This is a genomic window from Flagellimonas hymeniacidonis (genome assembly GCF_008040165.1).
Lineage (GTDB): Bacteria > Bacteroidota > Bacteroidia > Flavobacteriales > Flavobacteriaceae > Flagellimonas > Flagellimonas hymeniacidonis.
This window is the reverse complement of sequence record NZ_VRUR01000001.1, coordinates 367,377-380,362: the sequence shown is the minus strand read 5'-3', so window position 1 is coordinate 380,362 and position 12,986 is coordinate 367,377. Positions and strand designations below refer to the sequence as shown.

Annotated in this window: 9 protein-coding genes; 6 read left to right on the top strand and 3 right to left on the bottom strand. The window is 38.0% G+C overall.

The window, feature by feature from the left end:
* The 3 genes from FVB32_RS01750 to FVB32_RS01740 all read left to right on the top strand — a co-directional run.
* The coding region (locus tag FVB32_RS01750; protein ID WP_187269474.1) for a T9SS type B sorting domain-containing protein at nucleotides 1-2,697 on the top strand (2,697 nt) is incomplete at its 5' end.
* A gap of 7 nt (nucleotides 2,698-2,704) precedes the next feature.
* Complete coding sequence (locus tag FVB32_RS01745) at nucleotides 2,705-3,694, top strand: PorP/SprF family type IX secretion system membrane protein (RefSeq protein WP_147740869.1); 990 nt, start codon at nucleotides 2,705-2,707, stop codon at nucleotides 3,692-3,694.
* Nucleotide 3,695: 1 nt separating this feature from the next.
* Nucleotides 3,696-5,642 (top strand): OmpA family protein, encoded by a 1,947-nt coding sequence (locus tag FVB32_RS01740; protein ID WP_147740868.1) that lies wholly within the window; start codon nucleotides 3,696-3,698, stop codon nucleotides 5,640-5,642.
* Here FVB32_RS01740 and FVB32_RS01735 read toward each other — a convergent pair.
* Nucleotides 5,639-6,892 carry an NRAMP family divalent metal transporter gene (locus FVB32_RS01735; RefSeq protein ID WP_147740867.1) on the bottom strand — a complete coding sequence of 418 codons (1,254 nt, stop codon included), beginning with the start codon at nucleotides 6,890-6,892 and terminating at the stop codon, nucleotides 5,639-5,641. The genes FVB32_RS01740 and FVB32_RS01735 overlap by 4 nt on opposite strands.
* Before the next feature lie 186 nt (nucleotides 6,893-7,078).
* On the opposite strand from FVB32_RS01735, the gene FVB32_RS01730 reads away from it, so the two are divergent.
* Nucleotides 7,079-8,017: an alpha/beta hydrolase gene (locus FVB32_RS01730; protein ID WP_246139810.1), complete on the top strand. Its 939-nt coding sequence runs from the start codon at nucleotides 7,079-7,081 to the stop codon at nucleotides 8,015-8,017.
* A gap of 46 nt (nucleotides 8,018-8,063) precedes the next feature.
* Here the strand turns inward: FVB32_RS01730 and FVB32_RS01725 are convergent, their stop codons facing one another.
* Entirely contained in the window at nucleotides 8,064-8,960 is an 897-nt protein-coding gene (locus tag FVB32_RS01725) for a nuclear transport factor 2 family protein (protein ID WP_147740865.1), read from the bottom strand.
* Between the two features lie 9 nt (nucleotides 8,961-8,969).
* Entirely contained in the window at nucleotides 8,970-9,617 is a 648-nt protein-coding gene (locus tag FVB32_RS01720; protein WP_147740864.1) for a GntR family transcriptional regulator, read from the bottom strand.
* Nucleotides 9,618-9,802: 185 nt separating this feature from the next.
* Here FVB32_RS01720 and FVB32_RS01715 point away from each other — a divergent pair, with 185 nt between their 5' ends.
* A complete protein-coding gene (locus FVB32_RS01715) occupies nucleotides 9,803-10,402 on the top strand; it encodes a TetR/AcrR family transcriptional regulator (RefSeq protein WP_147740863.1) in 600 nt (199 codons plus the stop codon).
* 184 nt (nucleotides 10,403-10,586) lie between these two features.
* Nucleotides 10,587-12,962, top strand: a complete 2,376-nt coding sequence (locus FVB32_RS01710; protein ID WP_147740862.1) for an efflux RND transporter permease subunit — start codon at nucleotides 10,587-10,589, stop codon at nucleotides 12,960-12,962.
* Nucleotides 12,963-12,986 lie beyond the last annotated feature (24 nt).

Below are 12,986 nucleotides of genomic sequence, written 5' to 3'. Positions count from 1 at the left end.
CTTTTGACCCCCATAGACGATACCGATGTGGAGCCGGACGAGACGGTCACCGTGACCTTGGATGCGGGCACGGGCTATACGGTTGGTGCCCCGAACAGTGCCGATGTCACGATAACGAGCGATGATACAGCTGCTGTTACCATCGCTGATGCTAATGGGGTTGAAGATGCCGGCGCAATAACTGTTAATGCTACTTTGGATAATGCCGTTGCTGGTGGATTTACTGTACAAGTTTCTACAGCAGATGGTTCTGCAACTATAGCAGACAATGACTATACTGGCCTTATTCAAACACTTACGTTTGCAGGAACTGCAGGCGAGATAGAAAGTTTTTCAGTAACTCCAACAGCTGATGCCGTAATTGAACCAAATGAAACGATTATGGTTTCAATGGGTAGTTTGGGAGCAACCACATTGACAGTTGATATAAGCGATACCGCTTCCATTGAAATAACCAATGATGATACTTGTGCTGCGGGTAATGGAGCCCCAGGAGTTGATCCCAATGTGGATACTGACTTTTGTAACGATGACGGGAGCTTTGCACAAGATTTGGATGTATATGCAACTGGAAGCCCACCTCCAGGAGCTGTTTTACGTTGGAGTGGTAGTTCAGACACGAGTGACGATTCTCTATATTTACCGACAAGCACAGCTACAAGTGCAGGGATGTATTATGGTTTTTATTACGACGCTATAAATGATTGCGCAAGTCCAAACTCTATTGAGATTGATTTAATAGTCAATTCTACTCCTTCAGCAGGAACAACAACAAATATTTCAGCTTGTAGTGATTCAAATGATGGAGATAGCGTAGTTGATTTAGACGATCAATTAAGCGGAGCGGATGCAGGTAGTTGGTCTTTAACAACTGCACCTGGAGGCGCATCCATCACCATTAACGCTAGTAATATTGTTAACTTTAACGGACAGCCAGAGGGAGATTATACTTTTACATACACAACCTCCGGAGCTACTGCTCCATGTGTAAATCAAACAGTAGAACTGGAAGTTTCAGTAATTGATTGCTCCATCCCATGTGATGCAGGAACAACAGCTCCAGCATTGGATGCAGCTCAATCTACGGAATTTTGCGATGTGGTAGCGGCCAATTTAAATGATTATGTAACCAACACTGCGCCATCTGGAAGTGTGCTTACTTGGAGCACAAACCCCGACCCCCTTATAGTGATTGCGCATCGAAGTAATATTGTTGCTGCACCAGGTGCTTATTTTGGTTTCTTTTATGATGCTGCGAACAATTGCGCGAGTCCAACCCTAACGGTTACTCTGGTTCGTAATTTTACCCCAATAATAGATAGTACTGCTGGTGACACGCGTTGTGGTGAAGGAACATTAACCTTAACGGCATCGGTTAGTGATGGCAGTTTTTTAAGTTGGTATGATAGTGCTTCAGGTGGCACGGTACTAGGAACTGGAGCATCTTTTGATACTCCATTGATTTCAGAAACTACTTCATTTTTTGTGGAAACTGAAGCCAATGGATGTATTTCAGCAAGAACAGAGGTGATAGCAACAGTTAATGCTACACCTTTTGCAGGTACCCCTAGCAACACGGTAGCATGTAATGTTGCAGGTAATGGAGGTCCAACGATAGTGGATTTAGATGATACCCTAACCGGTGAAGATGTCGGAACATGGGCTGTTATCACTGACCCATCTGGTGGAACGCTTTCAATTGCTGCAGGAAATAATGTCGATTTCGAAAGCTTGCCAAATGGCAACTATGTTTTTGAATACACCACTAATGGAGCTGCAGCCCCTTGCGTAAATAGTGCTGTGCAAGTCACAATTTCTGTAAGTGATTGTGTTGTGGATACAGATGGGGATGGACTAACAGACGGAGAGGAAATTGGTTTAGGCACGGACCCTAACAACACAGATACAGATGGTGATGGCTTAACGGATGGAGAAGAGGTTTTAATTGTTGATGACCCAAATACCACTGCTATTCCAGATGCTGCAACAGATCCACTTGATCCTTGCGATCCTTTTTTAACCTTGGCATGTAATCCAGACCCTATTGATTTGGCCATTTCTAAAGAAGTGGATAACGAGACACCTTTGTTGCAAAGTAATGTAACCTTTACCATAACCTTGGAAAACACAACCATGGAAAGGGTTTTAGATATAGTGGTCAATGACTTAATTGCAGCAGACTCTGGGTTTGAATATGTATCCCATACGGCATCAAACGGATTGTACGATCAAACAACAGGAATATGGTCTATAGCAGCGTTAACAGCCGAAGAGGTTGTTACATTGGAAATTACCGTAACGGTTTTAACTTCAGGGCAATTACAAAATACGGCAACAATAGTGTCATCCCTGCCATTGGATAATGATGAATCCAACAATACGGCAACCGTCTCTGTGCAGGCAAATCAAACCCCTTGTCAGACCCCAGGGACTTTGTGCAATATTTTTTCACCCAATGGGGATGGTATTAATGATAGATTAATATTCATCGACGATGCCGCTGGAACATATGCAAATAACAAATTGGAGGTGTTCGATAGGTATGGAAACAGCGTATTTGAAATGGAACGCTATGATAGTTCTTGGGATGGTACAGGAAGTAGTGGAGATGTGCCAAAGGGAACATACTTTTATATATTGGACCTTAGAGGAGATGGCACCGAAATAGTAAAAGGTTGGATTCAAATTATAAGATAAATTGAAGATGCCGAACAAAATTGGTTTAGGATTATTTAGAAGTTTTGTGGTACTGTTTACGAGTGTTATAGGACTTACTTATGCGCAAAAAGAACCTCAGTATACGCAGTATATGTATAATATAGGTAGTTTTAATCCTGCATACGTTGGTACCGTTGAAACTCCGGAATTAGCTGGATTATATAGGGCTCAGTGGGTTGATATTCCAGGGGCGCCAACAACCATGCGCTTTGGGGTAAATGTGCCTTTCGCCAATGAAAAAACAGGACTTGGTTTAAATGTGGTATTGGATGAGTTAGGACCTTCAAAACAGACATTTGCAACCCTGTCTTATTCTTATCAAATCAATGTATCTGATATTACCAAACTATCCTTCGGTTTAAGTGCTGGAGGCTCTTTTTTAAATCTGGATTATTCTGAGGGTACCTTTGTGGATCCCTCTGATCCAACCATAATAGGTGAAAACCTAAGTGATTTTTATCCAACAGTAGGTGCTGGACTGTTCCTTTATGAGGAAGATTGGTATATGGGATTGTCGGTACCCAATTTTCTGACCAATGGATTGTATAATGATGAAGTGGCCACAGTAGTGGAAGACAATATGCAGTTCAACATTATTGGAGGTTATGTTTTTCAAGTTTCAGATAGGACCAAGTTTAAACCTGCTTTTTTAGTAAATTACCTCGAAGGTGCTCCGGTAAATGTAAATTTATCTGCAAATTTTCAGTTTATTGATGCACTTACCATTGGTGCCTCGTATAGATTTGACAATGCGGTCAGCGGCTTGGCAGGAATCCAAGTTTCCAACGGATTGTTCTTAGGGTATTCTTATGATTATAATACAAATGGACTTGGCGAATTTAGTGGAGGTTCCCACGAGGCCATATTAAAATTCTATATTGGAAGAGAAGGTTCCAACAGAAATTCAAAAGGAAAAAAGAAAAACAAAGACCAAAAAGGAAAACCAAAACAGATTGATTCCCCAAGATTCTTCTAAGATGTTAAAGACAAAAAAAATAAGCACTGCACTATTGATTTCCTTTCTAGGTATGGTCATTTGCTTTGCCCAAAATAACAAATCAAAGGGGGATAACTACTTTTTTCAGTACGACTATCAGAAGGCGATAAATGCTTATGAACTGGATTTGACGAAAGGGACCATATCTCGACAACAATTTGAGAATTTAGCCGATGCGTATTATCACACAAATAATTTTGAAAAAGCTTCAGAAATCTATCTTTCAGTATATAATAAGGACAGCTCGCTAAGTAATCATCGCCTTAATAAGATGTTGGAGAGTTTATCCAAAACCGCCAAAAAAGAGCGAATGGAGGCATTTTTGCATAGCATGTCTTCAAGGTTTCAAAAGGAGTTTTTAGAGAATTTTGAATTTAATACGCAGTTATTGAGCAGCAATGCTGCCGGGGATGGTTTGGATTTTCAAATTTTCAATTTAGATGGGAACAGCCCACAGTCAGATTTTTCACCGTCATTTTACGACCACCAGCTTTTATTCTCGAGCGGAAGGACTTTTGATAAAAAGAAAAGGTATGTGCCCTCAGGCGAAGGTTATCTAAATATTTATGGAGCAGCCTTGCAGCCTACTGGTCAAGTAAGCAACCCTCAGCCTTTTTCGGATCTACCAAATTCAGATTTCCATAAAGCAACACCTTATTACTCAAAAGGATTGGAAAGTATATTTTACGTATTGTCCAACACAGAAAATGGGGAGCTATCTTTTGATGAAAATGGTAAAAACGCATTGGCCATAGGAATGCAATCCAAAGACGGTCCGTTTCGTTTGTTGCTCAAAGATTTGAGCACATCATTTTACTATCCTTTTTATGATGAAAAAAGTGGGAAACTGTATTTTTCGGCCAATTTTGAGGATGGTTTTGGAGGTACAGATATTTATTTTGTTTATACCAACCAGGGCCAGATTATGTCAGCGCCAATCAATTTGGGACCAAGAATAAACTCTGCAGGGAATGAAATTGCTTCTTTCATTTTTGAGGACAGCTTCTATTTTTCCTCAGATGTATTTTACGGATTGGGTGGAATGGATGTATATAAATCGAATATTGAAGGAGATTCGTTCAGTATCCCTATTAATTTAGGAAAAGGAATCAATTCCCCAGAGGATGATTTTGGATTGATAATGCGGAACGAGGGAGATGGATTATTAGGCTATTTTTCTTCCAATAGAGCAGGAGGAAAAGGCAAGGATGACATCTATGGTTTCAAGGTAGATAAGAAGCCAGGGCTTAAAACCTTTACCCTTAAGGGTAAAGTGGTAAAATCGGATAGGAGAAATGATTTTGTTCCAAATGCAGAGATTAGATTAAGGGATGTTGACGGCACAATACTCGCAGAGACGTACTCTGATGAAGAGGGTAATTATAGATTGGAAATTCCTTGGGAAAAAGAATTGGTCATAGAATCTTCAAAAAATCGATATTCTTTTTATAATAAACGGTTTGTAGAGAGTGACCTGGAAGCCATGGAAAATGAAAATCATCAAATTAGAATTTCGGCCTATGATGAAGTGGTGGAAGAAAAGGAAGGGCAAACTGTGGTAAAGTTGAAAAAATTCTTTTTTGGTAGGGGCCTTACCCAATTAACACCAGAAATTAAAGCTGAATTGGATAAAGTGGTTGCCTTTGTGAATGACTTTCCCTCAGCTCAGTTAAGAATCGAGACCTATACGGATAGTAGAGGCGGGAGTAGTACGAATTTTAGGTTAACACAAGGCCGTTCCGATGTTATTAAGAAATATTTGGTTCAACAAGGTGTTCCATCCTCCAATATTTTATACACGATTGGTTATGGAGAGGACAAAATCTTGAACAATTGTACCAATGGGGTTTTCTGTTTGGAGATGCTGCATCAGCAAAATCAAAGATCCCTGATTGTAGTGCTCAATGATAATGTTCTTTTTAACTAGAATATTAGTATCCAGCAATAATACAATGCAAAAAGCGATAAGAACACCATTCCCAAATAGGTAAGAAACTGTAATCCTTTTTTTGGTCTAAATTCCTGGGCTACATCCTTGCTCAATACCGTTTTCAAGTTCATCCAGCCAATCAATGGAGCCATTACAAAGGAGACAAAAGTAGCAAGTGCCACAAGGTTGGCCATATTACCACCAAACCCCGTAATTACCACCCAATTTATTGAGGCCATAAGCAGAACAGCGATTGCAAAAGCATGCTTGCTTCTAAAAGCTTGCACTTGTGGAAAAAGTTTTTCCAACACATCTAAACTTACTCTGGAAACTGCATCATGTGCAGTCATACAAGTACTGAACATGGTGGCAAAAGCAGCCACTGCAATAAGAATATATGCCCAGTTTCCAATATGAACGGTGAACAGACTTACTACTTGATCGGCAAAAACTACGGCACTACCACTTAGTTCGGTTCCGGTACCATACAAAGTCATCCAACCAATAATTAAAAAGAAAACAGCTAGAAGCGCAGTTAAAAAGTAGCCCACATTAAATTCTTGAAGTGCAAGTTTTAAAGTAGGCTTCTCCTTCATTGTTTTTAAATTTTCCATGCTCCATAGGCTTACCCATCCAGATGCTTCAACGGCCGTGGGCATCCATCCCATAAGACCTATTAAGAATAGGATTCCTACTTCGTTAAAAATTTCTGGACGTTGATAGGTTTCTGCACCAGGTACTGCGCCTTTTTGTATTACCAAAACAGTAGTGATAAGCAATGCAACAAACAGAATAGAGATAACTGCCTTAAGAGAGTTTTCAAGAAATTTATATCGACCTATGATCAATATAGCGCTGATAAATATGAAAAGACAGAGCGCGACCATTTCTACACTGATGTTGGATACTTTAAAGAGATTCATAAAGAGTCCCGCTGTAACAACATACAAAGCCGCTAGAATGGTAAAGGTGGAAACTATGGTCACCAGAGCATAAATCCATAAGTACTTTTTCCCAAGATTCAGATACCCTTGTACTAGACTTTTTTCCGTAACAGCGGTATATCTTATTCCAAATTCAAAAAAAGGATATTTCAAAATATTGGCAAGGATGATAGGAATGACCATGACCCATCCATATTGTGCCCCAGCTTTTGTTGAAAGAACTAAATGTGAGGTTCCAATTGCCATGCTAGCAAATAACAATCCCGGACCTAAGTTTTTGAGGAGAATCTTTAGTTTAGACATAAAGGATAAATGTACATCTGACTAAAGTAGTATATTTATGTTAGTCTATAAAGGCTAATAGGTGCAGTAAGGCACGCATATAAAATTTCTATGAAAATACTTTCCAAAATTTTTAAAGGTGTATTGTTAACAATAGTTATTCTTGTTATAGTATTTTTCCTCGGCCCCAAAGTAGACCCACCTAATATGGACACAGCGCTACCTAAAGTGAATGCAGATTTGGTACAGTTAGAAAAGTGGATTGATGACAAGGAGGTTGCGCTACCAAATGTTAAGCCAAATAACCAATCACGAATTGTTTGGTTTGACAGCATCCCAACCAAAACAGACTACAGTATTGTTTATTTGCATGGATGGTCTGCTAGCAGCGGCGAAGGAGATCCCATACATACAGAAACCGCAAAGAAATACGGGTGTAATTTGTATTTACCCCGCTTAGCAGGACATGGATTGAATGAAAAAGAAGCCATGCTAAATTTAACTGCAAATGAGGTATTGGACTCTGCTAAAGAAGCAATTGCTATCGCAAAACAATTGGGAAACAAAGTCATAATTATGGCTACTTCCACAGGAGGAACGTTGGCTTTACATTTAGCAGGAGGAGATTCTGATATTGCAGGTATTCTTTTATATTCTCCAAACGTGGAGATTTATGATAAAAACGCAAAGTTGTTGACTGGACCATGGGGATTACAATTGGCCAAAGCTGTTAAAAAAAGCGATTATCATGAATTTGAAGCCAGTGATGAAAAGAAAAAATACTGGACAACCAAGTATCGTGTAGAAGCATTAACCCACCTTCAAGCCTTGGTGGACAATACCATGGTTCCAGAAACTTTTCAAAAGGTGGAACAGCCTGTTTTTCTGGGATATTTTTATAAAGATGAAGCCAATCAAGATAATGTGGTGTCTGTGCCGGCTATGCTAAAAATGTTTGAGGCCTTGGGAACAGAATCTAACCTAAAAAGAAAAGTTGCTTTTTCCAATGTTGGTGATCATGTGATGACCTCTTCCATTACCTCCAAAGATTTGGAGTCAGTGCAAGAGGAAACAGATAAGTTTTTTGAAGAAATTATAGGGCTACAATCAGTATCAAAAAGGATGTTGGCTACATCACAAGAATAAGATAAATAAATTTACTGAAATTAGTGGATTGTAGTTCGGCAGCATATTAGCTGTTAACATTTTTTTTAATGGTTGTTCGCTCACCAGCAATTTTCCATTTACCATCTACTTTAAAAAGAAAAAGAAATGATGTAGTCAAATTCTTAGTGAAATCAATTCGAACTATAGCTAGTTTTCCATGATAAACGTCAATAGCACGCAATTGATCATAACTTGTGAGATTTTGATTGATTTTAAGGTTTTGTAGAAATGTATTTTTATTGATTATAGTAATCTTGTTGTTGGCATCTATGATTTTTCTATCCCATTGTGTATGCAGTATTTGGTTTAACAACTCCTTATTTGAATGATTTAACGCCTTAAAATAACCATGTAATAATTCTTCAACTTGTGAATAAGCAGAAGATTGATTTTCAGAGGAATTTGCCGAGGGAATGGGTGTCCAAAGTTTATCGATTATAATCCATTCATTATCTACCTTATATAGGAAAAAACTGGTTGAACTCTTTTTGTTGACACGAACAAAAGCAATATTGTCATTGGCTAATCCTATTGTAGTAAACTTTCTATCTTTAGCGTATCCAGGATATGGACCATGATTACTAACTCTCCTAATAAATTTTTGCTTATTCTCTACATTGAGCGTTGCTTCTAATGATGTTTCAGTATCTCTCATGAACCAATTCTCATGGAAAACTTCTTCCAAAAGGGCAGTGTTCGCTTTTTCCACACCCTTATAGTATTTGCCCATTTGAGAATAAATTGCTGATAAATCCTTTGCATTTTGTTCAAGGTTATTGTTGTCGAAAATAAAAGGTGATTGAATATTGGTCGCTTTATGTGTTTGATTCTGGGCATATCCGTAGATAAATGGAATCAAAAACAGCCAAAAAAATAGCAGCTTTCTTATGGATTTGGCAAAGGGAGTTTGGTGATTGATCATAGTTCCGATTTAATGATTAACAAATTGATTGTTGTCATAATAAGCTTCAATAAAACTTGCGCTGGTTTCCCAATTTTCCTGAAGAATCAAAGTGGCTTTCTCTAAGTTTCCATCAACCAAGGCATTCAATATATTATGATGTTCCCCAATTGACTTTTGATGATTTGTAATGTCATCCATGTACTGAAGTTCATAAAAAAATATGCGAACCTTTAAATCATTTAGAACATTCTGGACAACTTTGTTATGATATACACTTGTTAATGATTCATGAAATTGAAAATCCAATCGAACGGCTTCCTCCTTTGAAGCGGCTTTTTCAAATTTGGATTGAATACTATTAAGAGTTTTGATGTGGCTTGAGCTAAATTGTGATTTTTCCATTGCCAGTTTCTCAAGTGCATAAATAGCAGGATAAATGTTTTTGGCCTCTTCAGAACTTAATTGAGGGATATAAAAGCCTCGGTTAGAGATATTCGTAACAATTCCTGTGCGGACCATCTGTACCAGAGCTTCGCGAATAGGAGTAACGCTTACCTGGATATCCCTTGATAATTCTGCTAGAGAAAGCTTTTGCCCACTTTTTATCTTTCCACTGAGCATTTGTTCTTGCAGCCATTGGCTTATTTGATCTCTCAACGTTATTCTTTGAATCATAATATAAATATAATATATTATATACGATTTAACATATTAAGCCAAATCTATTTTAGGATAGTGAAAGGAATATGGGCTATCAAGTGTTTTTTAGGAATGAAACGTATTGAATTAGATTTAAAATTTGTTAAAATGTAAGTTGTTATTTGGCTAGCTAGACGACTGGTCATATATTTGAACCCGAAATGGAACTCAAAACAATAAAAGGAGAACAAAAGTGTGATATGCTCTTGGAGAAAGGAATGGAGATTCTTTGGTCCAAAGGGTACAATGCTACTAGTGTTAACGACATTGTAAAAGCAGCTGATGTCCCCAAGGGCTCCTTTTATTTTTATTTTGACAGTAAGGAAGATTTTGCCGTTAAGGCAATTGGAGCATACTTTGATCAACACTTTACTCCAGCTAAGGACATTTTATTGAACAAGTCAAGAACACCCAAGGAAAGAATCTTGGATTTTTATGAGTTTAGAAGTTTGGTATTGAAGAACGATCTTGATTGTAAAATGGGCTGCTTGGCTTGTAACCTAGGAAGTGAGATGGCCGAACACAGTGAGAAGATTAGGAGTGTGATTGTAGCCAATGAAGAGCAAGTTCAGAATCTTATTACCGAGACAGTGGTCGAGGCCCAAAAAGCTGGAGATATAGACGATAAGCTAAATGCTGCAGATATTGTTGCTTTTTTTGAAGATGCAGGAAAAGGGGCTATGACATCAATGAAAGAGCTTAAAGACAGTTATCCCATTGATAATTTTATGAACATGCTACGAATGTTCATGTTTACTTAATTTTTTTTGGAATAAATAATAGATGACTGGTCAATTATTTATTTAATATAGAAGAATTCATTTTGCGATTAAAGTACTCTATTAAAAGTTGACCAGTCAGTTAATTTACAATAAAACTAAAATTAATGTCCAATTTAATTCACATAAACCGTCTAAAATAAAACATCAATTAAACCTTAAATAAATGAACGCAATCAAGAAAACTAAAAATGCCACTAATGCATTCGCTAAGAACTGGGCGAACTTTGTAATTAAATACAAATGGCCAGTTTTATTATTAACCATTCTTTTGGCTATGGGACTAGGTTCCCAAGGTAAAATGGAATTTGATGGAGATTACCACGTATTCTTCAGTGAATCCAATCCAGAATTAGAGGCTTTTGACGCCCTGCAGGAAAAATACACCAAGGATGATAACATCATTGTTGTTTTAGCTCCAAAAAATGGTGATGTTTTTACTAAACCCAACCTAATTGCCATAGAAGAGTTAACCGCTGCCGCATGGAATACACCTTACTCTTCAAGAGTGGATGCGGTTACTAATTTTCAACATACAAGCGCGCAAGGAGATGACCTCTACGTAGATGACCTTTCCTACGATTCTGCAAATAAAACCGAAGCAGAGATTAAAGAGATACGGAAAAAAGCATTGAAAGAACCTCTATTGGTCCATAGGATTATTAATGAAGAAGGAAGTGTCACTGCAATTAACGTTACTGTTCGTTTACCGGGCGAAAATAGTGCTGCGGAGATTCCTGAAGTTACTATTGCAACGAGGGATATGATTAGCAAGTTTCAAGAGAAGCATCCTGAGTTCGATGTGTATACCACGGGATTGGTACCCTTGAATACCGCATTTTTTGAATCCTCACAGAAAGATTTAATGCTTACTATGGTGATGCTATTGATCGTAGTTATAGTTACACTAATATTAACCCGTAATATTTTTGCAACGCTTGCCACCTTATTTGTAGTACTATTTTCTATTATAAGTGCAGTTGGTTTTATAGGATTAAACGGTATCAAATTGACACCACCATCAGCGGTGTTTCCAACGATGATCCTGACCTTGGCAGTTGCAGACAGTATCCATATTCTTATTACATACCTTCAAAAAGTCCGTAAAGATGGCTTGGAGAAAAAAGAAGCCCTGGTTGAATCCATGCGATTGAATTTTATGCCAGTATTCATTACCAGTTTAACAACGGTAATAGGATTTCTTACCCTCAACTTTGGTGATGTACCACCATTTTGGGACCTAGGAAATATAGTGGCATTTGGTATGTGTATGGCATTTTTGTTTTCAACGACCACCTTACCGGCATTGATGGCTATTTTCCCAATTTGGAAATCGAAAAAAGCACAGCAAAAAGAATCCAAAATAGGATGGTACACCAATTTAGGAATGTTTGTAGTGAAACAACCAGTAAGATTGACCATAATTTCTATAGTAGTTATTGGAGTACTTACTTTCTTGGCCAAAAAGAACATCTTTAATGATGAATTTGTGGAGTATTTTGATACTTCGGTTCAGTTTAGGCAAGACAGTGATTTTATCAATGAAAACCTAACGGGCTTCTACAATGTTGAACTATCCGTAGGCAGCGGTGAAAGTGGAGGAATCAATAATCCGGAGTATCTATCAAAGCTCAATGAGTTCGAGAACTGGTTAGAAGATCAACCAGAAGTGGTCCATGTAAATGCCTTTAGCGAGGTAGCCCGGAGAGTTAACCGATCTATGCATGGTGACGATGAAAGCTATTACCGAGTGCCAGATAATAGAGAGGAAGCTGCACAATATCTTCTGTTGTATGAATTATCCCTTCCCTTCGGATTGGACTTGAATAACCAAATTAATGTAGACAAATCTGAATCAAGAGTTACGGTGACCTTAGAGAATAATTCAAGTGCGGAAATGATTGCATTTGCAGAAAGATCAGAGAAATGGTTAAGGGATAATGCCCCAGAATCTATGCACGCGTTGGCCGTGAGTCCTACGCTAATGTTCTCCAAATTAGGCTTTCGCCAAGCAGACAGCATGCTCAAAGGAAATATAATTGCGCTTATCCTTATTTCTTTAGTGCTTATGATTGCCTTAAGAAATGTAAAGCTTGGACTTTTAAGTATCATACCTAATGTGGCGCCGGTTCTTGTAGGATTTGGACTTTGGTATTTACTTAAAGGAACCATCAATACCGGAATGGTAATCGTTTTTGGTATGACTTTAGGAATCATTGTAGATGATACGGTTCATTTTATGAGCAAGTTTCTACGAGCAAGAAGAGAACTAGGGTATGATGCGAAAGCAGCTATAATATATGCCTTTGAAACTGTTGGCAAAGCATTGGTGACAACCACTTTGGTGCTCTTGGCAGGTTTTGTAGTCCTATCCACATCCTCGTTTGCCTTAAATAGTTATATGGCTAGAATTACTGTAATTATCATTTTGGCCGCTTTAATCATCGATTTTATTCTCTTACCATCCCTATTGATTTTGGTAAGCAGAGAAAAAGAAGAAATAAAAACAACATCCAAAGTGCAAATGCAATTGGATAAATAGAAAGTATAAACACAAACAATCTCA

Excerpts from the sequence above, each read along its gene's own strand:
- FVB32_RS01745 (WP_147740869.1), top strand. The coding sequence starts at position 2,705 with ATGCCGAACAAAATTGGTTTAGGATTATTTAGAAGTTTTGTGGTACTG.
- FVB32_RS01740 (WP_147740868.1), top strand. The coding sequence starts at position 3,696 with ATGTTAAAGACAAAAAAAATAAGCACTGCACTATTGATTTCCTTTCTA.
- FVB32_RS01735 (WP_147740867.1), bottom strand. The coding sequence starts at position 6,892 with ATGTCTAAACTAAAGATTCTCCTCAAAAACTTAGGTCCGGGATTGTTA.
- FVB32_RS01730 (WP_246139810.1), top strand. The coding sequence starts at position 7,079 with ATGGACACAGCGCTACCTAAAGTGAATGCAGATTTGGTACAGTTAGAA.
- FVB32_RS01725 (WP_147740865.1), bottom strand. The coding sequence starts at position 8,960 with ATGATCAATCACCAAACTCCCTTTGCCAAATCCATAAGAAAGCTGCTA.
- FVB32_RS01720 (WP_147740864.1), bottom strand. The coding sequence starts at position 9,617 with ATGATTCAAAGAATAACGTTGAGAGATCAAATAAGCCAATGGCTGCAA.
- FVB32_RS01715 (WP_147740863.1), top strand. The coding sequence starts at position 9,803 with ATGGAACTCAAAACAATAAAAGGAGAACAAAAGTGTGATATGCTCTTG.
- FVB32_RS01710 (WP_147740862.1), top strand. The coding sequence starts at position 10,587 with ATGAACGCAATCAAGAAAACTAAAAATGCCACTAATGCATTCGCTAAG.